26 protein-coding genes are annotated in these 24,471 nt (G+C 42.4%); 17 read left to right on the top strand and 9 right to left on the bottom strand.

The window, feature by feature from the left end:
* Window positions 1-104: 104 nt before the first annotated feature.
* Window positions 105-968 (bottom strand): PD-(D/E)XK nuclease family protein, encoded by an 864-nt coding sequence (locus tag ACWATR_RS24090; protein ID WP_460338049.1) that lies wholly within the window; start codon window positions 966-968, stop codon window positions 105-107.
* A gap of 147 nt (window positions 969-1,115) precedes the next feature.
* On the opposite strand from ACWATR_RS24090, the gene ACWATR_RS24095 reads away from it, so the two are divergent.
* The 7 genes from ACWATR_RS24095 to ACWATR_RS24125 all read left to right on the top strand — a co-directional run bounded on the left by ACWATR_RS24095 (window position 1,116) and on the right by ACWATR_RS24125 (window position 4,322).
* Window positions 1,116-2,546, top strand: coding sequence for a phosphoglucomutase/phosphomannomutase family protein (locus ACWATR_RS24095; protein WP_460338051.1), 1,431 nt, complete (start codon window positions 1,116-1,118; stop codon window positions 2,544-2,546).
* A 144-nt stretch (window positions 2,547-2,690) separates the two neighbouring features.
* Window positions 2,691-2,969, top strand: coding sequence for a LapA family protein (locus ACWATR_RS24100; protein WP_460338053.1), 279 nt, complete (start codon window positions 2,691-2,693; stop codon window positions 2,967-2,969).
* Window positions 2,970-3,051: 82 nt separating this feature from the next.
* Window positions 3,052-3,318 (top strand): BrnT family toxin, encoded by a 267-nt coding sequence (locus ACWATR_RS24105; RefSeq protein ID WP_460338055.1) that lies wholly within the window; start codon window positions 3,052-3,054, stop codon window positions 3,316-3,318.
* A gap of 3 nt (window positions 3,319-3,321) precedes the next feature.
* Window positions 3,322-3,579: a BrnA antitoxin family protein gene (locus ACWATR_RS24110; protein ID WP_109007450.1), complete on the top strand. Its 258-nt coding sequence runs from the start codon at window positions 3,322-3,324 to the stop codon at window positions 3,577-3,579.
* Window positions 3,580-3,765: 186 nt separating this feature from the next.
* The gene (locus tag ACWATR_RS24115) at window positions 3,766-3,909 is read left to right on the top strand and encodes a hypothetical protein (protein ID WP_460338057.1); all 144 of its coding nucleotides are present in this window, start codon (window positions 3,766-3,768) and stop codon (window positions 3,907-3,909) included.
* Between the two features lie 6 nt (window positions 3,910-3,915).
* Window positions 3,916-4,116 carry a type II toxin-antitoxin system HicB family antitoxin gene (locus tag ACWATR_RS24120; protein ID WP_323230667.1) on the top strand — a complete coding sequence of 67 codons (201 nt, stop codon included), beginning with the start codon at window positions 3,916-3,918 and terminating at the stop codon, window positions 4,114-4,116.
* Window positions 4,113-4,322, top strand: a complete 210-nt coding sequence (locus ACWATR_RS24125) for a type II toxin-antitoxin system HicA family toxin (protein ID WP_335011617.1) — start codon at window positions 4,113-4,115, stop codon at window positions 4,320-4,322. The genes ACWATR_RS24120 and ACWATR_RS24125 overlap by 4 nt, the downstream gene beginning before the upstream one ends.
* Window positions 4,323-4,359: 37 nt before the next feature.
* Here the strand turns inward: ACWATR_RS24125 and ACWATR_RS24130 are convergent, their stop codons facing one another.
* Window positions 4,360-4,995, bottom strand: a complete 636-nt coding sequence (locus tag ACWATR_RS24130; protein WP_460338060.1) for a hypothetical protein — start codon at window positions 4,993-4,995, stop codon at window positions 4,360-4,362.
* A gap of 150 nt (window positions 4,996-5,145) precedes the next feature.
* On the bottom strand, window positions 5,146-5,868 hold the full coding sequence (locus ACWATR_RS24135; RefSeq protein ID WP_460340636.1) for a Uma2 family endonuclease: 723 nt from the start codon (window positions 5,866-5,868) through the stop codon (window positions 5,146-5,148).
* 421 nt (window positions 5,869-6,289) lie between these two features.
* On the opposite strand from ACWATR_RS24135, the gene ACWATR_RS24140 reads away from it, so the two are divergent.
* Together ACWATR_RS24140 and ACWATR_RS24145 are read left to right on the top strand one after the other, a co-directional pair.
* The gene (locus ACWATR_RS24140; RefSeq protein WP_460338063.1) at window positions 6,290-8,893 is read left to right on the top strand and encodes an ATP-binding protein; all 2,604 of its coding nucleotides are present in this window, start codon (window positions 6,290-6,292) and stop codon (window positions 8,891-8,893) included.
* Between the two features lie 27 nt (window positions 8,894-8,920).
* Window positions 8,921-9,910 carry an Rpn family recombination-promoting nuclease/putative transposase gene (locus ACWATR_RS24145; RefSeq protein ID WP_460340639.1) on the top strand — a complete coding sequence of 330 codons (990 nt, stop codon included), beginning with the start codon at window positions 8,921-8,923 and terminating at the stop codon, window positions 9,908-9,910.
* A gap of 259 nt (window positions 9,911-10,169) precedes the next feature.
* On the opposite strand, the gene ACWATR_RS24150 is transcribed toward ACWATR_RS24145, so the two are convergent.
* Window positions 10,170-11,747, bottom strand: a complete 1,578-nt coding sequence (locus tag ACWATR_RS24150) for an NAD(P)H-quinone oxidoreductase subunit 4 (RefSeq protein WP_460338065.1) — start codon at window positions 11,745-11,747, stop codon at window positions 10,170-10,172.
* 332 nt (window positions 11,748-12,079) lie between these two features.
* On the opposite strand from ACWATR_RS24150, the gene ACWATR_RS24155 reads away from it, so the two are divergent.
* From ACWATR_RS24155 to ACWATR_RS24165, 3 genes are all read left to right on the top strand, one after another.
* Window positions 12,080-12,325 (top strand): hypothetical protein, encoded by a 246-nt coding sequence (locus tag ACWATR_RS24155; protein WP_460338067.1) that lies wholly within the window; start codon window positions 12,080-12,082, stop codon window positions 12,323-12,325.
* Between the two features lie 67 nt (window positions 12,326-12,392).
* Window positions 12,393-12,623 carry a hypothetical protein gene (locus ACWATR_RS24160; RefSeq protein ID WP_460340642.1) on the top strand — a complete coding sequence of 77 codons (231 nt, stop codon included), beginning with the start codon at window positions 12,393-12,395 and terminating at the stop codon, window positions 12,621-12,623.
* Window positions 12,620-12,883, top strand: a complete 264-nt coding sequence (locus tag ACWATR_RS24165) for a ParE family toxin-like protein (RefSeq protein WP_460338069.1) — start codon at window positions 12,620-12,622, stop codon at window positions 12,881-12,883. The genes ACWATR_RS24160 and ACWATR_RS24165 overlap by 4 nt, the downstream gene beginning before the upstream one ends.
* A gap of 85 nt (window positions 12,884-12,968) precedes the next feature.
* Here the strand turns inward: ACWATR_RS24165 and ACWATR_RS24170 are convergent, their stop codons facing one another.
* The 5 genes from ACWATR_RS24170 to ACWATR_RS24190 form a co-directional block, all read right to left on the bottom strand.
* Complete coding sequence (locus tag ACWATR_RS24170; protein ID WP_460338071.1) at window positions 12,969-13,196, bottom strand: type II toxin-antitoxin system MqsA family antitoxin; 228 nt, start codon at window positions 13,194-13,196, stop codon at window positions 12,969-12,971.
* A gap of 292 nt (window positions 13,197-13,488) precedes the next feature.
* Window positions 13,489-15,591, bottom strand: coding sequence for an NAD(P)H-quinone oxidoreductase subunit 5 (locus ACWATR_RS24175; protein ID WP_460338073.1), 2,103 nt, complete (start codon window positions 15,589-15,591; stop codon window positions 13,489-13,491).
* Window positions 15,592-15,824: 233 nt separating this feature from the next.
* Complete coding sequence (locus tag ACWATR_RS24180; RefSeq protein ID WP_069068611.1) at window positions 15,825-16,211, bottom strand: thioredoxin family protein; 387 nt, start codon at window positions 16,209-16,211, stop codon at window positions 15,825-15,827.
* Between the two features lie 237 nt (window positions 16,212-16,448).
* Window positions 16,449-16,667, bottom strand: a complete 219-nt coding sequence (locus tag ACWATR_RS24185) for a hypothetical protein (RefSeq protein ID WP_460338075.1) — start codon at window positions 16,665-16,667, stop codon at window positions 16,449-16,451.
* Between the two features lie 173 nt (window positions 16,668-16,840).
* Window positions 16,841-17,557, bottom strand: a complete 717-nt coding sequence (locus ACWATR_RS24190; protein ID WP_460338077.1) for an NnrU family protein — start codon at window positions 17,555-17,557, stop codon at window positions 16,841-16,843.
* A 212-nt stretch (window positions 17,558-17,769) separates the two neighbouring features.
* On the opposite strand from ACWATR_RS24190, the gene ACWATR_RS24195 reads away from it, so the two are divergent.
* The 5 genes from ACWATR_RS24195 (at window position 17,770) to ACWATR_RS24215 (ending at window position 24,435) form a co-directional block, all read left to right on the top strand.
* Window positions 17,770-18,783: a LysR substrate-binding domain-containing protein gene (locus tag ACWATR_RS24195; protein ID WP_460338079.1), complete on the top strand. Its 1,014-nt coding sequence runs from the start codon at window positions 17,770-17,772 to the stop codon at window positions 18,781-18,783.
* A gap of 373 nt (window positions 18,784-19,156) precedes the next feature.
* Window positions 19,157-20,560, top strand: a complete 1,404-nt coding sequence (locus ACWATR_RS24200; protein WP_460338081.1) for a protein kinase domain-containing protein — start codon at window positions 19,157-19,159, stop codon at window positions 20,558-20,560.
* 26 nt (window positions 20,561-20,586) lie between these two features.
* Complete coding sequence (locus ACWATR_RS24205; RefSeq protein WP_460338084.1) at window positions 20,587-21,630, top strand: substrate-binding domain-containing protein; 1,044 nt, start codon at window positions 20,587-20,589, stop codon at window positions 21,628-21,630.
* 65 nt (window positions 21,631-21,695) lie between these two features.
* Complete coding sequence (locus tag ACWATR_RS24210) at window positions 21,696-23,084, top strand: ABC transporter substrate-binding protein (protein ID WP_460338086.1); 1,389 nt, start codon at window positions 21,696-21,698, stop codon at window positions 23,082-23,084.
* 292 nt (window positions 23,085-23,376) lie between these two features.
* Window positions 23,377-24,435 carry a PstS family phosphate ABC transporter substrate-binding protein gene (locus ACWATR_RS24215; protein WP_460338088.1) on the top strand — a complete coding sequence of 353 codons (1,059 nt, stop codon included), beginning with the start codon at window positions 23,377-23,379 and terminating at the stop codon, window positions 24,433-24,435.
* The last annotated feature ends 36 nt before the right edge of the window (window positions 24,436-24,471 follow it).

Consider the following 24,471-nt stretch of genomic DNA (forward strand, 5'->3'; position numbering starts at 1 on the left):
TTCCCTACAAGGGAAGGGGAGTAAAGTTCAAAGCCTCTCTCCTAAGAGGAGAGAGCTTTGGAGAGAGGTTAAAATGTATTGCATCCAAACGAGAAGCGCTATAATTAGCTATTAACTCTTAAACTTCTTAAACTGGGCAGTGGATACGATTGATGTTGCTTAAAATCGGCAAATTCACAGATTGAGTTAAATGGACAAAAGCGGCAGTGAGATCCAGGATTAGGAGGGAAAATTTTACTGAAATTGCTACTTTGTTCCTGATATTTTTGTAAATCGTGTTGGTGCTTGTGAGCAATGTTCGCCAACTCAAATTTTAAGGATTCTAATTCACTATTATTAATGCTAATTAGCTCAGACTTTTTACATATTTCTAAATTATAAAATGATGCCACAGCTTCTCGCCCAGGGTAAAGATAACGAGCTGCTAATAAATAAACTAATGCCTGTCGTTGGTCAAAAGCCGACTTACCAGTTTTGAAATCCAAAATATGTAAAGTGCTATCAGACTCAATGAAAACGCAGTCCATAGCCGCATATAAGCGGAAACAATAATCCTCTTGTTCAACTACTATCGGTTTAGGAAAGCCTTCATCACCCGGAGTTAATTGGATAATATCTTTATCCAAAAGCAACGGAGCATCATGATATTTTTTCAAAATTTGCAGCACGCGTTGCTGGACTTGATCGCTTGAGTTGGCTAATTTAAGTAGCTGTGCAACTCTTTCTACACCATCTGCTTGCTTCAACAGATGCCTGTGATGATGAAACTCATAAACGCCTTTTTGGGCGAGTATCCCAATCCGCTGGGGTGCGGTGGCTTGCGCTAACAGCGCCTTGACTTGTGGTTCGTGTTGCCGTGCCTTGATAAACCCCCGTCTCATCTGGCAATGCCAGCGTTCTTGCCCGGTTGCTGGGGCAACTAGAGACCAAAGGTGATAACTGGCAAAAGGTCGATCGGGGGTTGACATTGCTCAGAAACAGTGAGAGAAAATACGGTGGGGAGAAGTTTAAGCTAAGGCTTCCTTAGAAAAGAACTTCGGAGGATACTTGCTGCTACACACGCTTTGCGGGAAGCTTTTAATAGTACTGATAATGTACGGGAGCAAGTGGCAAAAATGAGCGCTAGTAGCAATTCCAGCAAGATAAAATTTGGTACCGATGGATGGCGAGGGATTATTGCCGATGACTTTACTTTTCCTAATGTGCGGAAAGTAACAAGGGCAATCGCCACTTACTTAGAAACAGCCTACACAAAAGATAGACCAGTACTTATTGCCTACGATACTCGTTTTTTAGCTGACCAGTTTGCCCAAACAGCGGCCCAAGTCCTAGCAGACTTAGGTTGGACTGTGAAAATTACTGATCGGGATTGCCCCACACCAGTAATTGCCTACAACGCCCGTCACCTAAATTCCGCAGGGGCGTTAATGTTTACTGCTAGTCATAATCCAGCACCTTACTGTGGAATTAAATATATACCCGATTATGCTGGGCCTGCCACTCCAGAGATTACTGATACTATTGTGGCAAATATAGAAAGTGCATCTGATGAGTTGCCTGGAAGCAACCCATCAGGTTCAATTTCAATTTTCGATCCGAAACCTGATTACCTGAAATTTATCTACACTCTACTTGATGTAGAAAAGATCAGAAGCGCTAATTTAAAGGTAAAGTACGATGCTTTGTATTCTACCTCTCGCGGATATTTAGATGAAGTTTTGCAACATAGTGGCGTTCAGCTAGAAAGTTTCCACGATTGGCGGGATGTTTTATTTGGGGGTGGGATGCCAGAACCCAAAGGAGAACAATTAGTTGAGTTAGTGGAAGCAGTAGTTCGAGATCAAGCTGATTTGGGCTTGGCGACAGATGGAGATAGCGATCGCTTTGGCATCGTCGATGAACAAGGAAACGTCCTGACTCCGAATACTGTGCTGCTACTTTTAGCACGTCATTTAATCAAAAACAAAGGTAAAACAGGCGCTATTGTCCGCACTGTGGCGACAACCCACCTGCTGGATAATTTCGCTGCTAAAAATGGGCTGCAAATTTACGAAACAGCAGTTGGTTTTAAATACATCGGCGAAAAAATGCGCGAAACTGATGTATTAATTGGTGGAGAAGAATCAGGCGGATTGAGTATTATCGGGCATATTCCCGAAAAAGACGGGGTATTAGCCGATATGCTGGTGGCAGAAGCGATCGCTTATGAAGGCAAACCGCTGAGTCAACTTGTCAAAGAAGCGATCGCTGAAGCCGATGGCCCACTTTACAACAACCGCCTAGACTTGCACCTCACAGAGGCGCACAAAACCGCCGTCATCGACTCCTTTACTAAAAATCCACCTACAGAAGTAGCAGGAATTAAAGTCAAGGAAGTGGGGCGTAAAGACGGTATTAAGCTCTATTTAGAAGAAGGTAGCTGGGTTTTACTGCGTCCTTCCGGCACAGAACCACTGGTGCGCGTCTACCTAGAAACCAACACTCCCGAAAAACTCACCAAAATCGCCCAAGAGTTAGAGAGTGCCATTGCTAAACTAGAGGCATAAGAATCAAGAATTAGGAGTTAGGAGTTAGGAGTTAAGAGTTGTAAATTAACAATTCTTAACTCTTAACTCCTTTTAAACAGTTATGAGTTCTAAATTAATAACTCCTAACTTCTCAATCGCGTCTCTCCTCATTTCGATCAAATTATGAAAAATCTCGCTCCTTTTTTGACATCTCTAGTTGTAGCAGTTTGGGTAATTGCGATCGCAATTATTTCAGTCCAAAATGCCACACCCGTATCGTTAAAATTCTTAACATTCCAATCGATTCAGATACCAATGGGTTTAGTGCTAGCTTTTAGTGCCGTTGTCGGGTTAATTGGTATGGCACTGCTGCAACCTCTGTGGGGACTTGCTGGTATTGGGCAGGGTAATTCTCGATTGGAAGACGATGCGGAATTTTTTGTTGACGATGAAGACTTTTGAGGTTTGAAAAAACACACAGAAGTAAGCCAGTTAAGTACTCTTCATCTGCTAATATGCACGAATGTGCATACAATAGATTTAGATGGCGTATCAGTGGGATAGGGATAAGGCAGCAGCTAATCTTCGCAAACATGGAGTTGACTTTGCTGATGCAGTAACCGTGTTTTCTGACGATTTAGCAATTACTATCGCAGATGAACGTTTTGATGAAGAGAGATTTATCACTATTGGGATAGATGCTTTCAGCCGAGTTTTAGTAGTTGTGTATACATGGCGCAATGATGAGATTCGATTGATTTCTGCCCGCCAAGCTACGCGCTATGAACAAAAGCAGTATGAGGATGGATAAGTGATGGAAGCTGAGTATGATTTTAGCCAGGGCAAGCGGGGAGCTATTGAATCCACACCAACAGGCAAAACTCGAATTACAATTCGCCTAGATGATGAAGTACTAGCATGGTTTCGTGACCAAGTTCACGCAGCAGGTGGAGGAAATTACCAAACTTTGATTAACGATGCCTTGCGTGAGTACATTCAGCAGCGTCGTGAACCGTTAGAAGATACACTAAGGCGAGTATTGCGAGAGGAACTTGAGCGTATTGGAAAATAAGGCTCCAGTAGCCAAAGCAGCAGCACCCAAAATCAGTGGAATCATGAAATACTCCTGATGTGATTAGTATTTGGTTAGTACTCGTCTACGGGTTAAACATAAAACTGAGGCATCACCTTATACTTATCTTTCCCTGAGATACCAACTAATAAACATTCAGAAGCTATAAATTTGATACTGTAATGAATGCAGTTGTCAATCCTTTTGGTGTTGAGTGCGATCGCACCTGTGGCTAACACCTCAATGCAATGGACAAGCGATGTCTACGATGGGCTACGCCTACGCACTCGGCTTGACGCTAGAATATTAATCGCAATCTTGTGGAGATGATTGGTAATGAAAATTAAAGCAGTTATCTGGCAAGAAGACGGTGTGTGGTGTGCTTCTGTACCCGCTCTACCTGGATGTCACACTTGGGGAGACAGCTATGAACATTTGTTAGAGATGCTGCAAGATGCAGTTCAAGGTTGGTTGGAAGTTGCTAGCGAACGAGAAGAACTTGACCCGGAGAAACAGTTGGTTGAAATATCGCTATGAAAGCGGTTTCAGGTAAAGCACTTTGTAAAATTTTGGAACGGAAGGGTTGGGAATTGAAACGGATTACTGGCAGTCATCATATTTACGTAAAAGAAGGTGTTGATGTAATCCTCTCCGTTCCGGTTCATAGTAATCGAGATTTACCGATTGGAACGTTGAAAAGCATTATGAAAGATGCTGGACTTACCGAAGAAGATTTGGACTAAAAGCGATCGCAATTATCCCAAGTTCATATAACAGCAGTTAAGTTGGGCAGTTTTGGGTTAGTTGTAGCTTCAGGTAATCAATAAATTCCAGAATTTCTGTATCAGTGAGTTGTAGACGCGATCGCTTGCCATATCTTTGCTGCAAATACTCCCTTCCCTGCTCTGGAGTCCAATTTAATTGAGCTAAATATCTGTCGGTTTGAGCTATCAGAACTTTTAAACTTACTTTTTGCCCTAAAGCTTGCCAGTCTAATTCCCTATGTCCATCCCAACTAACACCTATAGAGCGATAAGTTACTGGATCGGAAATATTACAAAAAACTACATTACTATCTCCTGATCTGACGCTAATAGTAAGTGGATTACGCAGTTGTTCAGGAGTAAGAATATCTAAAGATAACAACAAACCTTTAGAGAAGTAAGATTCACTTCCCGAACGGATAATATAGAGTTTGTCTGCCAAAATATATAAATCAGTTTTTTCAACTACTCCAAATCTAGTTTCAACCCTTCTATTAACTTCTATCGCTGTAATTACCCCAGTCAACGCTTTTTCATAAATTGGGATGCGTTTTTCATCTTCAACAAGCATATACCAACAGTGATCGGGTTCTTTGCTGACAAAAACATATTGAGGTTTTGGGACTGCTCCAAATCCTAATTTAACTTCCATATTTTTGATGAAGGTTTTGGTAAATATATTTATTGAGCAACCAGTCATGACGATTTTTACCGTCAAGCTATTAGTTGCTTTACAGATATAATTCCCTAGCCAACAAGCTAATTAACATTAAGGCAGCAAAAATCACAAAATTTGGTGCATCTATAACAAAGTTTCTGGATCAACACCTAGCGCATTCAACCTTTCAATTAACATTTTTACTTTTTGTTCTGCTTCCACTCGTCGCTGTTCTTCAAAAGCTGTGCGTTCTTCCGCTTCCCTAATGCGTTCTTCTGGTGTCAGCAATCTTTGCCCTTCTTCGTCATACCAGTACAGCCATTCCCGCACTATACCTTGATAAATTCCCCGTTCTCGCCCAATTCCTAAACCAATTTCTGGTAGCCAAACGGGATTTCCTGACATTAAGATATATTCCCCATCAACTAGGCGATACACTTCCAAAGGTGTCTTTTTACGCCGAAGGGGACTATATACAACGTAGTACAAAATTCCTAATTCTTTAGCATAGAATTCTTTCTTGATGTTATATTCTTCCCGATATATTTGGGAAACAACTTCTAGTGCTAAAATTGGCAGTTGCTTTTCTTCCCACAGCACATAACTTAGGCGTAAATCTTCATCAATGAAGCGTTTAACTCCTAAGCTGAGAAATCCATCAGGGACAATAGCTGGTTTTTCTGGGTCATAATAAATACCCATATCAACACCAAAGAACCAATCCCAGCGATCGCACCAAACTAAAGCTAGTGTCGTTTTCAGCAAGCCGGGAATTAAATTTTGGACTTCATTATCCACAGGGGTGTCATTAGAGTCCGGTAGTTCTTCGGAAGATGGCAAACAATGGAGCGGATTGTAGTTTAACATGAGCGGTTTTGCCAAATCTGATTCTAGATAGATTGTAGGTAATCTATTGATGTGCGATCGCATATCAAAAATCAAAAACCATTTTTAGCCTAGTCGTAGCCCCTCGTATACATCGACTTATGTCTTTTATCTCAGTATGAAAATACTTATAAGTGTCAAATCTTTACATTAAACTCGTGGTTTTTCGGTACTGACTATCAGAGTGTCTAACTGACAATAGCAAAAAAGGGTGGAATATTGTTCAACTAGAACATTCCAGAAGTCGCAAAGTATTCAATTTCATGGTGAATTTGGTAGCTGGGCTGATTACCTATATCTACCAGGAGAAAAAGTTTTCTCTCAACCTGGACTCCGAAAATGTGGCGCAGCTGGAACTTAGCTGATTTTTAGCCCGATTTTGAGTCGTACTTAAGTATCAGATATGTCACCACAGATCCATTCACGAATTTTAATCAAACACTTTTTAACAGTTTTTTTGCCGTTGTCAGCATTAGTTGGAGGTGTTATCGCGACTATCTACTACCAACAGGTACAAACTGAGAAGGTTGTATTAGAAACTAATGAACTTGGCAAGGTAGATTTACAAACCAAAGTAATCAGCGGAGATTTTCATTCTGTTATCTCAGATTTGATGGTTATCTCTAAACAAAACGAGCTACAAAGAATTTTAGAGGGAGTGGATAGACAACAACAGGCACTTTCCCAAGAATTTTTATTATTTTCTCGATATAAAAAACTTTACGACCAAATCCGCTTTTTGGATCAATCAGGAAAAGAAGTTGTCAGAGTCAACTTTAACCAGGGTGAGCCAGAGATTGTCCCTGAAGAAAAATTGCAAGTTCAAGCCAAGCGCTACTGGTTTAATGACACTTTGCGGCTGAAGCAAGGACAAATATTTGTCTCTCCCCTTGACCTCAACATCGAACGAGGTCAGGTTGAACAACCCCTTAAGCCAATGATCCGCTTTGGAACTCCCGTTTTTGATAGCCGTGGGCAGAAACGAGGCGTTGTAGTGCTAAATTACTTCGGCGCAAAACTGCTAGACAATTTTAATCAAGCTTTTGCTAACGCCTCTAGTCAGGGAATGCTACTGAATGCCGATGGCTACTGGTTAAAAGGGACAAAGCCTGAAGATGAATGGGGATTTATGTTTAGCGATCATCGCAAAAACCGCACTTTTAGCCAAGCTTTTCCCCAAGCATGGCAGGAAATTTCTCAAAAAGAATCGGGACAATTCCAAACTGCTGAGGGAATGTTTACCTTCACCACAGTCTATCCACTTGTGGAAGGGCAAAAATCTAGTACGGGAGCCGGACAAGCTTTTGCACCAAGCCAACATCAAATTGATACTAAATCCTATCACTGGAAGATTGTCTCATGGGTATCGCCAGAGGCGTTGACGACCAAATCAAACCGATTTTTGAGTCAATTGCTACTGCTATATGCTGGGTTGGTAGGACTAATTGGCATTGGTTCTTGGCTACTAGCAAGAGCTAGTGTCAATCGTCAGATGGCCCAGCTAGAGTTAAAACAGTCTGAAGTTCAATTGCGAGAGCTAGTTGAGCGGGAGAAAATTCTTAAAACTCGTCTATCTAGTCAAATTCGTAACTCGCTGGATCTAAATACGATTTTGAGTGCAGTAGTGGTTGAAGTTCGGGAACTGCTACAGATTGATCGATGCCAGTTTTTTTGGTGTCATCAAGAAGATGAATCTACTAGCTTTGAACTGAGTCAGCAAGCTTGCGCTCCCGACTTGACAGAACCTTTAGGCTGTTCTCCTATCCAGAATGTGGAAGCCCTGAGTGAAGCTGTCATGCAAGGGAATTTGCTCTGCTTTGATGACATTGCGACAGATTCGTGGCTTGATTTCAAGAGTCGGAATTTACTAGTGACATTGGGCTTTAAGTCTCTACTAATAGTTTCAATTCAAACTCAGTCGGGTTGTTTGGGTGTGATTGTCTGCGAACATACTAGAGCGCTTCGTCCCTGGAGTGATGATGAAGTGGAAATTATTCGAGGTGTGGCTGACCAGTTAGCGATCGCTATTGACCAAGCGCAATTGTATAATCAAAGCCGCGCTGCTACTGCTGCTGCTACCGCTCAAGCAGAACAACTCAACCAAGTTTTGCAGAATCTCAAACAGACTCAATCTCAACTGATTCAGACCGAAAAAATGTCGAGTTTAGGTCAATTAGTGGCTGGGGTAGCTCATGAAATCAATAACCCAGTTAACTTTATCTACGGCAACCTAACCCATGTAAATGAATATACGCTGGGCTTATTGGAACTGGTAGAACTCTATCAAAAGTCCAATGTTAATCCAACATCTGAAGTACAAGCTCATATAGAAGCGATCGACCTTGACTTTATGGCTGAGGATCTGCCTAAAATCCTAACTTCAATGAAAATGGGAGCTAATCGCATTCGTGAAATAGTTCTATCCTTGCGGAATTTTTCTCGACTTGACGAAGCGGATATGAAACCTGTCAACATTCATGAAGGTATCGATAGCACACTACTGATTTTACAAAATCGCTTCAAACAAACGTCTGGAAATGCCGGAATTGAAATAATCAAAGAATATGGTGATATTCCCTTAGTAGAGTGCTATGCCGGACAACTGAATCAGGTATTTATGAATCTGATCAGTAATGCCATTGATGCTCTGGATAGTTATAACAGTAAGCGAACTATTGAGGACATAGAAGCTAACCCCAGCCAGATTGTAATTCGTACTGAGTTACGCAACTCGGATCGCTTAACTGTACAAATTGCGGATAATGGCCCTGGTATGACCGAAGTAGTTAAGCAAAGATTATTTGACCCTTTCTTTACCACAAAATCCGCAGGTAAAGGCACTGGATTAGGATTAGCAATTAGCGCTCAGATTATCACAGAAAAACACAACGGAGCTATTTGGTGTATTTCGGAACCTGGACAAGGAGCAGAGTTTTGGGTAGAGATTCCGATTAATCAAAGTTCTAAACTAGCTACTGCAAGTACTGCGACTCTATCCAGAATTTGATGCTATTCTGGACAAATGAAAAATGACATGACTAGTGATAGCGAACGCGCTGATTTTGATAGCCCTTGGAAAGAAATTCTAGAAGCTTATTTTCCCCAAGCAATGCATTTCTTTTTTCCAGAAACTTCTGCATTAATTGATTGGGAACGTCCATACCAATTTCTAGATAAAGAATTTCAACAAATAGCTCGTGAAGCTGAACAGGGTAAGAGATATGCTGATCAATTAGTCAAAGTTTGGCAAACCCAAGGGGAAGAACTTTGGTTATTAATCCATGTTGAAATTCAGGCACAAAAAGAAGATAATTTTTCTAAGCGAATGTTTACCTACAACTTTCGCATATTTGACCGCTTTGATAAACCAGCAATTAGCCTTGCAATTCTCTGTGATTCAAACCGCGAATGGCGACCAAGCAATTATAGTTACAATTATCCCAATACTCGCTTAAATTTTGAATTTGGTAGTATTAAACTTTTGGATTACGAAAATCGCTTTCACGAGTTAGAAAATAGCGATAATCCATTTGCGACTGTCGTCATGGCGCATTTGAAAATGCAGCAGACACGCTCATCACCCGAACAACGCAAAATCTGGAAATTTAGCTTAATTCGCAGACTATATGATTTGGGGTTAGGAGAACAGGATATTCGTAATCTTTATCGATTTATCGATTGGGTTATGATATTACCAAAGGCATTAGAAAATCAGTTTTGGGAAGAGTTTAAACAATTTGAGCAGGAGCGGACTATGAGATATGTAACTACAGGTGAGCGCATCGGCTACGAGCGCGGAAAAGAAGAAGGGAAACAAGAAGGGAAAAAAGAAGGTGAACAAGAAGGTGAACAACGACTTATTTTCAAGTTACTACAAAGACGTGTGGGAGAATTATCACCAGAATTGCAAGAACGCATCCAATCTCTTTCTTTAAATCAGTTAGAAAACCTTGGTGAAGCTTTGTTAGATTTTACTGCTATGGAAGATTTACTTAACTGGTTGCAAACAAATCAATCAGCTTAAAATCTCTTTTTATGAAAATTAAAAAACAATACGGTTCAGTTAAGGGCTATTGGCAAAAATTTTGGGTTTTCGAGACGCGATAAATCGCCGTCTCTACAAGTGTTTTGGTCTTATCTGAACTGTATTGAATTATAAAAAACACCTCTACTCGCTTACCCCATACAGTATTTTTTTAACTTAGTTCAAGAGTAACAAAAAGGGCGGGTACAAAACCCGCCCTCGAAGCAATAAATATTTAAACTAAACTAGCGATCGCAACTTAATTACCAATTTCTGGCGCACTCAAAGAAACCTTTAGCGTTTCTTCTTTTTGCTGTGCTAATGTCGGCACGGAATCACGCAATCTTGCTGTCAATTGTACAGTTGTAGCGTCGTACATCTGAGTCAGCAATTTTGGATAGAAACCAATACCAATAATTGGAATTAACAAACAGGCAATGATAAATACTTCACGGGGTTCGGCATCTATCAAAGCTTGGTGAGACACTAATTCCTCGTTTTCTTTACCGTAGAAAATTTCTCGCAACATCGACAGCAAATAAATCGGAGTTAAAATCACTCCCACTGCCATCAAGAACACTACGATAACTTTGAAGGTAGAGCTATAAGCATCGCTAGTAGCAAAGCCCACAAATACCATCAATTCTGCCACGAAACCGCTCATCCCTGGCAATGCCAAAGAAGCCATTGAACAAGTGGTGAACATGGCGAAAATCTTCGGCATTCTCTTCGCAACACCGCCCATTTCATCCAACATTAGGGTGTGGGTGCGATCGTAGGTTGCACCAACCAGGAAGAACAAACTCGCCCCAATTAACCCGTGGGAAACCATTTGCAATACTGCCCCACTCAATCCCAAATCGGTGAAGGAGGCAATACCAATCATCACAAAGCCCATGTGAGAAATTGAGGAGTAGGCAATTTTTCGCTTCAGGTTTCGCTGGGCAAAGGATGTCAAGGCAGCGTAGATGATATTAACTACCCCCAAAACCACCAACACTGGTGCAAAATAAGCGTGGGCATCGGGGAGCATTTGGGCATTCATCCGAATTAAGGCGTAACCGCCCATTTTCAGGAGAATACCTGCTAATAACATGTGTACGGGGGCTGTAGCTTCACCGTGGGCATCAGGTAGCCAGGTGTGCAAGGGAATAATCGGCAACTTGACGGCGTAGGCAATTAGGAAGCCAGCATAGAGGGCAAGTTGGAAATTCAGGGCGAAATCTTTTAAGGCGATCGCTCTCATGTCGAATGTCACCGTATCGCCGTAAAATCCCATTGTCAGGGCAGACAGCAAAATAAACAGCGAACCGCCGGCGGTGTATAAAATGAATTTGGTCGCTGCATATTGCCGCCTTTTGCCTCCCCAAATCGACAGCAGAAAGTATATCGGTACCAGTTCCAGTTCCCACACCAGGAAAAATAACAGCATATCCTGGACAGCGAACACGGCAATCTGACCGCCATACATCGCCAAAATCAAGAAGTAAAATAGCTTGGGCTTGAAGGTGACAGGCCAAGCTGCTAAAATCGCCAGCGTGGTAATGAATCCAGTCAAAATAATTAGGGGCATGGACAAGCCATCAGCCCCTACTGACCAATTCAAACCCAATTGTGGTACCCAGGGGTAACTTTCCACCAACTGCAAATCTGGATTGGAGAAATCATACCCAGTATAAAAAGCGTAAACAATTAGTGCAAAATCTATCAGCCCTACGACGAGGGAGTACCAGCGCACTGTTTTGCCTTCTTTGTCAGGGATGATGGGAAGAAGTAGCGACGCCGCTATCGGAAACAGAATAATCGTCGTCAGCCAGGGGAAATTAGCTATATTCATCACAATCAATCTGCTATCAAAATCATGTTTGGCAAAAAGTCACTAGTTATTAAGTAACAGCTTTTTGGGGATTTCGTCTTCCTCGTTAGGTTGATTTAATTAAATTGGCAATCCCCGGTTTCTGCTGTTGGGAGTCTCTTTTGACCTTTGGGCGTGCGGAATGTGGGTTGTGATACTCCCAGGCAAGTCAATAATTTACCCTAAAAAGTTGGTAAAATCCTAGTTTAGGGGTGCGATCGCGTAGTCAAATCCTAAAAATACAAAATGCTGTTTGACCGTTATTGAAAAAAGCGATTTTGTGCAAAAAAAGCATACTAGGAGAACTAAACATAATGATAATCGCACAAATTGAAAGTCAGATCCGTTATGTCACCAACGTAAATGGAGAAACAACAGATGTACTCGTACCTGTAGAACTTTGGCAACAGCTTATAAGTTCCATAAATTCTGATAACGTCAGTGGTTTAGCTTGGATTGATGAACAAGAGCCAAAAGCACAAATATTAGCCGATTTGCAAGAGTCAGTGCGACAAGCAGCAGCAGGACAAACTTTCCCAGTTTCAGAGCTTTGGGACTAGAGTAAGCGATTTGATTGAGTTTTTTTTAGTAAAATAGACAGTGAAAGTTGATAAAGGAAATTTGATTATGTCATCTCCAGCGATCGCTACTGTAATTAAGATGATGGAATCTTTATCTGAAGATGTACAAGAAAGAGTTGCAGAACATCTCCGAGAGTACGTGGAAGATTTGCAAGATGAATTGAAATGGAATAAATCATTTAATAAAACTCAACAACAGCTGATTGCATCTGCCCAATCTGCTAAAAGAGAGATTGCGGAAGGACTTGCAAAACCAATGAACTATGAAAACTTATGAAGTCTGCAACTCTTCCTTCGTTTTGGGATAAATATCAGTCCCTTAACAAGCAAGTTAGACAGAGTGCGAGAAAAGCTTATCAGTTATGGAGAGAAAATCCTTTTCATCCGTCTTTGCATTTCAAATGTATAAATAACGAGGAGAATATTTGGTCTGTCAGAATAACTCGCAATTATCGAGCAATTGGGGTTTTGGAAGGTGACACAGTTACATGGTTCTGGATAGGTAGCCATGACGATTATGAAAGCTTTTTTTCATAACACGATCGCTATTTGATTTACCACTTATAATAAAATTCCATATTTTGAATAACCCATTGCTAAAGCAGAAACACAAATAAGAACACTAAACTACATATCTAATAATCTCCAATTCTGTTCCATTATTAACAGCTAACTCTGCTTTTTCTAAAACCTGTTCCGTAACTGCATCACTTAAATAATATTCACCGCAGTTATCACAAAGTTCTGCTGGAACTTTTTTTAATATAATAATACATTCATCTCTTTCTAATGTCACAGTTACTAAACCTAGTTTAGTTTCTCCATGCTGACAAATTACGCATTTCATCATTTTTGTCTCCTAGTTGTAAAACCAGCTATCCCTCTTCTGTCACTTTCCGATAAGGCGATCGCTAGAAGCCTCATGAGGCAATCAATACAAGCTATACTATTAGAAAAAAATCGGTCTTGTATTTGTTATTAGAAAATAATCGCGCGATCGCAGGCTATACAAAAGCTCTAGAATTCAGAAATGGCAAAAGTTTTTGGAGAGTGACAGAAGAGGGGTAATCCGAGCATCTGGCAACCAAACTAGGAAATCAAGAAATAATGTAGGGGTGGACGATCGCCCACCCCTATGAAAATCAGGTAACACCAAAGACAATCACTAAACCCAAAACCGCCCCAAACACAATCAAGGCGTAGAATTGAGCGCGACCGTTTTCTAGGTACTTCAGACCTTCACCGCTGACAAGGGTGAAAAAGCCTGTGAGGTTAACAGCACCATCGACAACGCGGAAGTCAACTTCCATAACTTGTCTAGCTAGGCGACGCAAGCCGAGGACAAAAACCCGATGGTAAATGTCATCAAAGTACCACTTGTTGAGGGATAAATCGTAAAGTGGTTTGATTTGAGCAGCGATCGCAGCTGGGTCAATTTTACGGCGCAAATACATCAGCGAAGCCAGGGTAATCGCAATTAAAGAAATTCCGACTGAAGCACCCGCCATGATGTAGAATTCCGTCGGATTGAACTCGGCAGCCTTTTCTATAACTTCGGAGAGAGTTTCGCTAGGAGGAAAGATAAACTCTTCAAAATAATTGGCGTAGGGAGTTCCCACCAAACCAATCAAAATCGAAGGCACAGCCAACAGTGCCAACGGCAGCGTCATTGTCCACGGCGATTCGTGGGGGGAGTCGCTGTGATGCCCGTGGGAATCATGGGAATCATGCTGCTGACTAGTTGCCGCCAATTCTCCTTTCTTCATCGCCCCAGGCCCAAAATTCGGGGCTAGTTCTTCTGACTCTAATTCCAGGACAATTGTCGCCGCAGCCTTCTTGAGTTTTTGCTTGATTTTCTCGTCAGTACCCCGGAATTTGCCTTCAAATGTCATGAAATACATTCTAAACATATAAAAAGCAGTAATCCCGGCAGTTAGCCAGCCGATGAACCAGAGGAGTGGATTAGCTTCAAAAGCCTTCCCCAGAATTTCATCCTTTGACCAGAAACCAGCAAAAGGCGGAATACCAGAAATTGCCAAGCAACCAATCAAAAAGGTAATTGACGTGACGGGCATATACTTTCGCAGTCCACCCATCAAGCGCATATCTTGAGCTAAGGCGGGGTCGTGTCCAACGACACCTTCCATACCATGAATTACTGAACCTGAACCCAAGAACAGCATCGCCTTGAAATAGGCGTGGGTCATCAGGTGGAATAGTCCAGCACTGTAGGAACCTATTCCCATTGCCATCACCATGTAACCAAGTTGGGAAATGGTGGAGTAAGCCAAGCCCTTTTTGATGTCGTTTTGGGTAATGGCAATGCTAGCCCCCAAAAACGCCGTAAACGCCCCAGTAAAGGCAATGACATTCATTGCGACAGGGACGCCTTCAAATACTGGGTACATCCGGGCAATGAGGAAAACACCCGCCGCCACCATCGTTGCCGCGTGAATCAAGGCAGAAATGGGGGTGGGGCCTTCCATCGCATCTGGTAGCCAGACATGGAGGGGGAATTGGGCTGATTTCGCCACTGGCCCTAAGAAAACTAAAATCGCCAACAGGACAGCGAGGAAATTGCTGATAGAACCTGATTGCACGAGTTGGGCGAGGCGATCGCCCATGATATTAAAATCAAAGCTTCCTGTTGCCCAGAACAGCCCCAGAATGCCGAGTAACAAACCAAAGTCGCCTACGCGGTTGGTTACAAAGGCTTTTTGTGCCGCATCGGCTGCTGACTTGCGATCGTACCAAAAGCCGACCAGCAAGTAGGAACACATCCCAACCAGTTCCCAGAATATATAAATCTGTACTAGGTTGGGGCTGACCACCAGACCTAACATTGAGGAGCCAAACAAACTGAGATAGGCGTAAAACCTCACGTAGCCGGGATCGTGAGCCATGTAGCCATCGGTGTAAACCATGACTAAACAGGCTACTGTTGTGACAATCACCAGCATTAGGGCTGTCAGGTGGTCAATAGTGTAGCCCATGCTCAGGTGAAAATTGCCAGCGGCCGCCCACTCAAAGGTGCGGAGATAAGCCGGGTGTCCTTGAATTTGACTCCACAACAAGGCAAAGGACAGCCCCATAGCTGCTGCCATCATGGAGATAATCACCACAGCGTTAAGCTGCCGTAGGCGGTTTGTCACCTGATTAAACGAGATTAACCCTAGACCGACCAGCATTGCCCCAAAAAGAGGGAACACCGGAATCAGCCAGGCATACTGATAGATTACTTCCATCACTGACGCCTACTTTTAGAATTCTTGAATAGCGTGTCGAAACTGTTAATAATTGTGACACACACCCTTTAGCATAAAATAACCCACCCAAAGGTCATTGGGTGGGGTGTTAAGCATGGTTTTAGATTTGGTCACTCGTCATTGGTCATTTGTCACTCGTCATTTGTCATTGGTCATTTGTCATTTGTCCTATGCCCCATGCCCAATGCTCAATGCCCAATACCCAGTATCCATCAAGCTGAACGACACTCTAAGTCCACTGTTTTGGAACTTTTGTACATTTTGGGGTAATTGCTGTAGCTGGCTTTAATCTCTTCTAAAGCTAGACGTAAATCTTCTCTGCCGCGAAAGCATTCCAAGCGATGGCGAATGGTACCATTTTCAATCAATAGTAAAGTGGGTAGTGATTTTAGCCTATAAGTAGTAGACAATTTAAAATTTTGATCGGCGTTAACGCTAACTAATTTAATTTCTTCCCCGCATTGGGCTTGAAATTGCAACAAAAGTGGGTGGATAATCCGACACAAGCCACACCAAGGTGCTTCAAAATTAACTAAAACAGGAATAGGAGATTCTAAAACTTCTTGAGTAAATGTCCGCTCACTAACCGACAACACCATGACGCCTCTTGGATTATTAAGGTTTTTATATCAAACTAGCTATCACCACTGAATTCAGTGGTGCTGAGTTCCGAGTCCTGTTAGCGGTAGGGGGCGTTTAGCCCGTGTTGAGTAAAAGTCCATAACTAAAGTTAAGAGATTGAATGAGGAACTCGTTTCTTTTTCTTTTGGAGTACAAGGGGGCTTGGGACTAATTGCCAAGCAATGAATACTAAATTGCTTGATTTTACTCAGGACTCAGGACTCAGCACTAACTTTGGTGAAGGATTGGTAAATCAGTAACTGCCGATAGATGCTTTCAGGACACCAGCTTTCAGGACACAGAATAATTAAAGAAAAATTGAGCGCATTATTATGTGTTTCTGAGAAATAAGCCACCGTAGAAGTCGCGTTGGCTTTTTTTGATGTTAAACTACTGACCGCTGTGGCTGCCTGGGGGTTGACTGAATCTGCCATTAACTCCCAAGGAAAGGCAACTGACTAACGACTACCAATATAGAATCTCAAGCTGACTGAACGCACCCCCACTGATAGATGTTTGAATTTATCCTACATTGATTTGGGGTAATTGATAAGCTTAAATTTCCATCTATTTGGGATTTTCTGTTGACATTGGGGATCACCTAAATTTACCATGCTATCCTACTAGTTGCTTCCAGTAACAGAGGGTGCGACCACCAAAGCAAAGCTATAAAAATAGCAACTCCCAAATATGCAGGACGGAGAAATTCCTGCCATTTGAGAGATTGACGCCCGTCAATAATTGCTTTAAAGGGAATAATTGAAGTCCGCTGTTTGGCAAGTTCAAAAGCTTCCCCATAGCGATCGCTCAAACGGCGATCCCCATGCCAAACCCCAAACAAGTGATGCAATACTAATCCAATGGAAGTCACAAGGGTAAAGGTAGTACCCAACCACAGAGTATGAGCAACACACCAAATTATTTGTCCTACCATCTGGGGATGACGGGTAATCCGAATAATTCCTGTTTCGTAGAGATGAACTTGGGGCTTTTGAATGGCAGCAATTTCTAGTAGATTGAAGGTAGCAGGATATAAAAACAAAAACGAGATTGCTGACAGCAGCCAAACAAATTCTCGTACTCCTGGCACCCCTTGTACCTGCCAAAGTTGCAAACCATCATAGCGGTGCCCAAAAAAGTAAATAATTAATATCACAGCCAACGGTAGGCTGACTAATGCAAAGAGAATGCGATAAAGCCTTGGGCCAATATACTTTTCTGCCCAAGGACGCAAAGCAGCGCCTCCACTGTGAGCGATCGCAAAAACTATTTGTAACCCCAGTATGACAAAATGACTGGGTGTCAACCAAGAAATCAGCAGCATATACACCGGTGAAGTAATTTAAAGAAAATTGAATTCAGTACAACCAATACCACAAAGTATTCAAAAGGGGACTTTAGTCAAGATGTTGTGCTACTGTCTTTTTCGAGTCAAGCCTTCAATTTCAATATGCAACAAATCATGTCCGGCTGATTGCTGCCAAACCGGATTTATTGCGTGCATCTGCTCCTTTAAAAGTTTGTGGGTTGAGCCTTATGTCTGACCTTCCTTTCACTTTAGATCAGTTACGTATTTTAAAAGCGATCGCTGTTGAAGGAAGCTTCAAGCGTGCCGCTGATAGTCTTTATGTCTCCCAGCCCGCCGTGAGTTTGCAAGTGCAAAATCTCGAACGGCAACTCGATGTCCCCTTATTTGACCGTGGAGGACGACGCGCCCAATTAACCGAAGCCGGGCATCTACTCTTAAACTACGGTGAAAAAATCCTCAGTCTGTGCCAGGAAACCTGCCGTGCCATTGAGGATTTGCAAAATCTTCAAGGCGGTACTTTGATTGTCGGTGCTTCTCAAACCACCGGCACTTATCTTTTACCCAGAATGATCGGTATGTTCCGACAAAAATATCCCGATGTGGCGGTGCAATTACACGTCCACTCCACCCGACGGACTGCTTGGAGTGTTGCTAACGGACAAGTTGATCTAGCGATTATCGGTGGTGAAATTCCTGGGGAACTTTCAGAATCTTTAGAAGTTATTCCTTACGCTGAAGACGAACTAGCGCTGATTTTACCTGTCTTTCATCCCTTTGCCAAACTTGAAAAAATCCAAAAAGAAGACCTATATAAATTACAATTCATTGCCCTAGATTCCCAATCGACTATCCGCAAAGTAATTGACCAAGTGTTAGCACGCTGTGAAATTGATACCAGACGTTTGAAGGTGGAAATGGAATTAAATTCCATTGAAGCCATTAAAAATGCTGTGCAATCTGGTTTGGGGGCTGCCTTTGTTTCAACAAGTGCGATCGCTAAAGAGTTACAAATGGGCGTTCTACACTTTGCCAACATTGAAGGCGTCGTTGTCAAACGGACACTGTGGCTGATTTTTAATCCTAATCGCTATAGATCCAAGGCCGCAGAAGCCTTTAGTCAAGAAATTTTGCCCCAATTTGCTAACCCAGGATGGAACCAAGATATGTTAAAATTAGCACAAAAAAACATAGTGTTAACTACATTAGAGATAGCAACGCCCATCTCCTCCAGCGAAGAATAAAATTAGGTCATTTGACCAAATAATTCGTAATGACGCTCTCTGCGTTCGCGCAGCGTGTCGTTCGCTGTAGCGTTGCGTAGCAAAGACAGACGCTAAAAGCGTAGCTTGCTTAAGAGTAAGAGTACGCGGACTCGCTACCGCTGCGCTAACGTAATTCGTAATTATTAACCTATCGCTGTTCGTACAGGGTACTGTAGGCAAGCCAAGGGTTTAACATCAGAAAAAAAAAGGTTCCTGTTCCTCATTAAGAAATTTAGTTTCTCTGTAACCTGAACTAATTACGAATTACGTCGCTTGCTTCTCGCCTTCTCTACGAGACACTACGCGAATGGCGAGTATTATCAATTACGAATTATTTTGACTAATCACGAAAATGGAAGTTTACTGCACTCGTCCACGTTGTCCACGACCGCAAAACTATTTTGCTGATTTAGATGATGTTACGACACTAAAAACAACCCAGCAAAAGTATTGCACTACCTGTGGAATGCCACTGATGCTAGATGGTCGATACGTGCCAACGAAGCTGCTGGGAAGGGGCGGGTTTGGAGCAGCCTTTTTGGCACGCGATCGCCGAATACCGGGAATGCGTCAATGCGTAGTTAAGCAGTTCCAACCAGCGGGAAATTTAACCTTAACTCAACTGCAACAAGCACAGTTGATGTTTGAAAGAGAGGCAGAAGTTTTAGCACAGCTTGGTAACGATCACGATCAAATTCCTGACTTATTTGCCTTCTTTCCAGTGATAGTTAATAGCTTGCAAGCAGGAGAGCAAGACCAATTTTTTTACTTGGTACAAGAATACATCAATGGGCAAAACCTAGAGGAAGAATTAGTTCAACAGGGCAAATTTTCTGAGAAGCAGGTGTTAGAGGTATTGCAAGAAATCCTGAAGGTATTAGAGTTTGTCCATGACAGAGGCATTATCCACAGAGACATTAAACCTTCTAACATCATGCGTCGTCGTGATGGTAAGCTTTTTTTACTAGATTTTGGCGCAGTTAAACAAGTCACAAATGCTGCATCTGGTTCTGCGGCTTCTTCCACAGGAATTTATTCTATGGGATTTGCACCACCTGAGCAGATGGCTGGGGGTCAAGTATTTCCATCTACGGATTTATACGCTTTAGCTGTAACTCTGATTACCTTGTTAACAAATCAGGAAGCAATTCAACTATTTGATGCCTATAGCAACCAGTGGAAATGGCGAACACAAGTTAGTGTCAACCCCCGCCTTGCTGACATTTTAGACAAGATGCTCCTACCCGCCGCTAATCAGCGCTTCCAGTCAGCCCAGGAGGTTCTACGTGTACTTAATTCACAGGCGGCTCAAGCCCCTACACAACTGAACTCGCCCTCTGCAACCCTCCCGCCACAAACACCCAAAGGTTCTAATCCTGTCGTCCCCCGTCGTCCACCAATTCAACCAGCATTTTCTACACTGGAATTATTGGGTGGGGCGGCGTTTAGTGGATTTGAGGGTGCATTGATCGCGATCGCTCTCTTCAGTCTAGTAAAATCACCAATAGTTACTCTAAGCGTTGCATCTGTAATTTTGGGGATGCTGATATTTGCTCAAACCAGACGGTGGATTGAAAAGTTCGATTTATTAATTATTCCAACAATTACTTTTGCGATTATTTTTTTTCTCCCCTTTTTACGCGGGGGGCTTGACATTTTGTCAGTAGTTATTTTAGCAGTTGCCGCAGGCTTAGTAGCCATTTCACTGACAGCCGTATTTCGACTTATTTATAAATTATTATCTCTCTTACTTTAAAAACTCCTGGTGCTAACAGCCACATAATGTCTCAGAAAAACGAAACACTTAGTCTTTTTTTAGCCGTTATCATCACTATTGGTTTAATATTTGGTGGTCTATGGTTTCTTATGGAACGGTGGGCGCAATTGAGTGGAACTGTTTCTAAACCTTCGGAGACTGGTAATACAAGTAATCCCATAAACCAGTTTGTCAACAGATGTAACGTGGCAAATCTTCCAGAGGGGACATTTAACTATGGTGGTAGCACAACCTGGGCACCCATCCGTAAAGATGTAGACTTCATACTGCAAACTCAATGCCCTCGGTTTATTTTACGCTACACTCAACCTCCTTCAGGTCAAGCAGGATCGGGAACAGGCATTCGGATGTTGATAGATAATCAACTGGCTTTTTCTCAATCTTCTCGCTCAGTGAAAGCTGAAGAAAATACAGAAGCTAAACAAAAAGAATTTAGTTTGAAAGAAATACCAGTGGCGATTGATGGCATTGCGATCGCAGTTAACCACAATCTCAATATCCCTGGTTTAACTGTCGCCCAACTCAAAGACATCTACACGGGCAAGATTACTAATTGGCAACAGGTAGGTGGGCCAAATTTGCCAATTACAGTCTACTCTCGCAGCAAAGAAGCTGGAGGGACAGTAGAATTTTTTGTCGAAAATGTTTTAAATAAAGAGAATTTTGGTACCAACATTAGTTACATTGGCACGACTACAGAAGCAGTACGAAAAGTAGCAGTGAATACTGGCGCAATTTACTATGCTTCTGCCCCAGAGGTTGTACCCCAATGTACGATTAAGTCTTTACCACTAGGGCGGACAAGCAGTCAATTTGTGCCTCCCTACCAGGAACCATTTATACCTCAATCTGAATGCCCTAGTAAGCGTAATCAGTTGAATACTAAGGTATTTCGTAGTGGAGATTATGCAATTACCCGCAATTTATTTGTAATCGTTAAACAGAATGGTCAAACAGATCAGCAAGCTGGCGAAGCTTATGCAAATTGGCTGCTGACACCTCAAGGTCAAGAACTAATCGAAAAAGTTGGATTTGTCAGAATTAAATGATCAGAATGCTTAGATTTAGCCAAATAATCAAATAATAAACATATTTACTTTATTCAAATTTGTTCATGTCACAAAAGAATGAAACCACAATTTTAGCTTTGGCCCTGCTGCTGACAGTTGGCATAGTTGGCAGTGGTTTTTGGTGGTTTACTAACAACTCTGGGGTCAAAATTGGTAATACCATCACTCAAAACCCAGAAACAGTCAGCCAAGACCGCCTTAGTTTTGGGGAAAAAACCTTTACTTCCGGTGAGATTTCCCCAGTTAAAAAAGAAGGAGTACAGGCGATCGCTAATAAAAGTTATGATAAGGCGATCGCCAATTTCACAGCTGCCCTAAAACTCAACCGTAACGATCCAGAAGCTCTGATATTTCTTAACAATGCCCGGATCGGTTCTTCCAAGAGCTACACTATTGTGGCTTCTGTACCATTTGGCACCAACCCCAATGTTTCTTTGGAAATTTTACGTGGTATTGCCCAAGCCCAAAATGAAATCAATACCTCTGGTGGAGTCAAGGGAGTGCCGTTGAGGGTAGGGATAGCTAATGATGACGACAATCCAGAAATAGCCAAACAAATTGCTTCCAGCCTAGTCAGCAATTCCGAAGTCTTAGGTGTAGTTGGGCCCAATACTAGCGATTCCACCTTAGCCGCAGGTACTATCTATACCTCTGGACAACTTGTAGCAATTTCTCCTACCAGCACATCTGTCAAAATTTCTAACTTTAGCCGCTATGTTTTTCGCACGGTTCCTAGTGATTTTATGGCTGCTAGAAGTTTAGCTAACTACATGGCGAGAACCTTGCAGAAAAAAAATGCAGTGGTTTTTTTTAATTCTCAGAGTAACTATAGCCAGTCTTTAAAATCAGAGTTTGTTTCATCTGTTTCCCTAGAGGGTGGACAGGTATCCAGCGAATTTGACTTATCCAAGGCGGGTTTTAGTGCGGTTAAAAGTGTAGAACAAGCCACTAAACAAGGTGCAGAAGTGATAATGTTAGCTGCTAATACTGAAACTCTCGATAAAGCGCTGCAAGTGGTTCAGATTAACCAGAAACGTTTAACTCTGCTGGGAGGAGATGATGTTTACACCGTTAAAACTTTAGAAATCGGCAGAGAGCAAGCTGCGGGAATGATAGTGGCAGTTCCCTGGCATATTGAGGGCGATCGCAAGTCAAATTTTCCTCAGAAATCGCGACAGTTATGGGGCGGTGATGTGAGTTGGCGAAGCGCCCTCAGTTATGATGCCACTATCGCTCTAATTGCGGCATTAGAAAGTAATCCCACCCGATCAGGAGTCCAACAAGCACTCTTGTCCTCTGACTTTTCTACCAGTGGCGCTTCTGGCACAATTCGATTTTTAGCATCAGGCGATCGCAATGCCCCAGTCCAACTTGTAAAAATTGTTCCTGGTTCCCGCTCCCGCACTGGTTATGACTTTGAACCAGTGCGTTAATCGGTAAGAAAAAGTTAAAAATTAACCAATACTTAACCTGGAAAAGCTCTCAACATGGGAAATTGAGCTTCATGGGGAAAAAATCTTACTGTCAACTTATTCTCACAAGCACTCAAACCTTGAGACAAGAGACAAATAATCTAGGTGAAATTTACTATACCTTGGCTTCTAAAGTAATCAGAAGTTAGGATTTGTCATAATTTGCTAATAAAATACCCGTCCTCCAAATACAATCTCAAGTAGCAAGCACCTATCAAGCACTTATATTGAATGGACGCGGGGGTAATTTACTATGTCCCAAAAAAATGAAATACCTATTCTTGTATTATCAATACTGATTACGGTTGGGCTAATAGCTGGTGGTTTTTGGTGGTTCAGTAGAAAGTCTGGTTTGGAGCTAAATACAATTAATTCTGGTAATAATTCTGGTAACACCAACACGCCCCAAGCCGCATCAGGAAAACCTAGCAGCGGGACTTTCTCTTTAGTAAAGGATGTTCCCACAGGATTATTCAATTACGGTGGCAGTACATCTTGGGCACCGATTCGACTAATAGTTGATTCCGCAATTCAAGCCGCGCGACCAGAGTTACGGCTGCGTTATGTAGAACCCAGCAATGCATCTCCTGGTTCTGGTACTGGCATCCAGTCGTTAATAGATGGTCAACTAGCCTTTACCCAGTCCTCTCGACCAGTTTTAGATCAAGAATTAAGTCGTGCCCAGCAGCGTGGATTCAGTTTAAAACAAATTCCTGTGGCAATTGATGGTTTAGCGGTTGCAGTTAATCCCAACCTGAATATCCCAGGACTAACGGTAGAACAGTTAAAGTCAATTTACATAGGCAAAATCAATAATTGGAGCCAGGTGGGCGGCCCCAATATCCCGATTAAGCCCTATTCCCGCCGCATTACTGATGGCGGTACAGTCGAACTTTTTGTCCAAGACATCTTGGGTGGTCAAGCTTTCAGCTCCAATGTGGAATTTATCTCCACAACCACCCAAGCCTTGCAAAAATTGGCTGGTAGTCCTGGCAGCATCTACTACGCTTCTGCCCCAGAGGTGATTCCTCAATGCTCAATCAAAGCCTTGCCGTTGGGGCGGACGCAAGGGCAATACATTGCTCCATACCAAGAACCTTCTGTCCTCCCGTCTGAATGTCCTGGTAAACGGAACAAGTTGAACATCGAAGCTTTCCAATCAGGAAAATACCCAATTACCCGCAATCTGTTTGTGGTGGTCAAACAGAATGATCAGACTGAGCAGCAAGCAGGTGTCGCTTATGCCAACTTACTGCTGACTGAGCAGGGACAGGAACTGATTACCCAAGCAGGGTTTGTCAAAATTCGCTGACTCCTGCGATCGCTTCCAATAGGGCGTAGCCCATCT

Source organism: Nostoc sp. UIC 10890 (genome assembly GCF_054786515.1).

Bases quoted from the DNA above. Each gene is read 5' to 3' on its own strand.
- ACWATR_RS24090 (WP_460338049.1), bottom strand. From the start codon at position 968: ATGTCAACCCCCGATCGACCTTTTGCCAGTTATCACCTTTGGTCTCTA.
- ACWATR_RS24095 (WP_460338051.1), top strand. From the start codon at position 1,116: ATGAGCGCTAGTAGCAATTCCAGCAAGATAAAATTTGGTACCGATGGA.
- ACWATR_RS24100 (WP_460338053.1), top strand. From the start codon at position 2,691: ATGAAAAATCTCGCTCCTTTTTTGACATCTCTAGTTGTAGCAGTTTGG.
- ACWATR_RS24105 (WP_460338055.1), top strand. From the start codon at position 3,052: ATGGCGTATCAGTGGGATAGGGATAAGGCAGCAGCTAATCTTCGCAAA.
- ACWATR_RS24110 (WP_109007450.1), top strand. From the start codon at position 3,322: ATGGAAGCTGAGTATGATTTTAGCCAGGGCAAGCGGGGAGCTATTGAA.
- ACWATR_RS24115 (WP_460338057.1), top strand. From the start codon at position 3,766: ATGCAGTTGTCAATCCTTTTGGTGTTGAGTGCGATCGCACCTGTGGCT.
- ACWATR_RS24120 (WP_323230667.1), top strand. From the start codon at position 3,916: ATGAAAATTAAAGCAGTTATCTGGCAAGAAGACGGTGTGTGGTGTGCT.
- ACWATR_RS24125 (WP_335011617.1), top strand. From the start codon at position 4,113: ATGAAAGCGGTTTCAGGTAAAGCACTTTGTAAAATTTTGGAACGGAAG.
- ACWATR_RS24130 (WP_460338060.1), bottom strand. From the start codon at position 4,995: ATGGAAGTTAAATTAGGATTTGGAGCAGTCCCAAAACCTCAATATGTT.
- ACWATR_RS24135 (WP_460340636.1), bottom strand. From the start codon at position 5,868: ATGTTAAACTACAATCCGCTCCATTGTTTGCCATCTTCCGAAGAACTA.
- ACWATR_RS24140 (WP_460338063.1), top strand. From the start codon at position 6,290: ATGTCACCACAGATCCATTCACGAATTTTAATCAAACACTTTTTAACA.
- ACWATR_RS24145 (WP_460340639.1), top strand. From the start codon at position 8,921: ATGACTAGTGATAGCGAACGCGCTGATTTTGATAGCCCTTGGAAAGAA.
- ACWATR_RS24150 (WP_460338065.1), bottom strand. From the start codon at position 11,747: ATGAATATAGCTAATTTCCCCTGGCTGACGACGATTATTCTGTTTCCG.
- ACWATR_RS24155 (WP_460338067.1), top strand. From the start codon at position 12,080: ATGATAATCGCACAAATTGAAAGTCAGATCCGTTATGTCACCAACGTA.
- ACWATR_RS24160 (WP_460340642.1), top strand. From the start codon at position 12,393: ATGTCATCTCCAGCGATCGCTACTGTAATTAAGATGATGGAATCTTTA.
- ACWATR_RS24165 (WP_460338069.1), top strand. From the start codon at position 12,620: ATGAAGTCTGCAACTCTTCCTTCGTTTTGGGATAAATATCAGTCCCTT.
- ACWATR_RS24170 (WP_460338071.1), bottom strand. From the start codon at position 13,196: ATGATGAAATGCGTAATTTGTCAGCATGGAGAAACTAAACTAGGTTTA.
- ACWATR_RS24175 (WP_460338073.1), bottom strand. From the start codon at position 15,591: ATGGAAGTAATCTATCAGTATGCCTGGCTGATTCCGGTGTTCCCTCTT.
- ACWATR_RS24180 (WP_069068611.1), bottom strand. From the start codon at position 16,211: ATGGTGTTGTCGGTTAGTGAGCGGACATTTACTCAAGAAGTTTTAGAA.
- ACWATR_RS24185 (WP_460338075.1), bottom strand. From the start codon at position 16,667: ATGGCAGATTCAGTCAACCCCCAGGCAGCCACAGCGGTCAGTAGTTTA.
- ACWATR_RS24190 (WP_460338077.1), bottom strand. From the start codon at position 17,557: ATGCTGCTGATTTCTTGGTTGACACCCAGTCATTTTGTCATACTGGGG.
- ACWATR_RS24195 (WP_460338079.1), top strand. From the start codon at position 17,770: ATGTCTGACCTTCCTTTCACTTTAGATCAGTTACGTATTTTAAAAGCG.
- ACWATR_RS24200 (WP_460338081.1), top strand. From the start codon at position 19,157: ATGGAAGTTTACTGCACTCGTCCACGTTGTCCACGACCGCAAAACTAT.
- ACWATR_RS24205 (WP_460338084.1), top strand. From the start codon at position 20,587: ATGTCTCAGAAAAACGAAACACTTAGTCTTTTTTTAGCCGTTATCATC.
- ACWATR_RS24210 (WP_460338086.1), top strand. From the start codon at position 21,696: ATGTCACAAAAGAATGAAACCACAATTTTAGCTTTGGCCCTGCTGCTG.
- ACWATR_RS24215 (WP_460338088.1), top strand. From the start codon at position 23,377: ATGTCCCAAAAAAATGAAATACCTATTCTTGTATTATCAATACTGATT.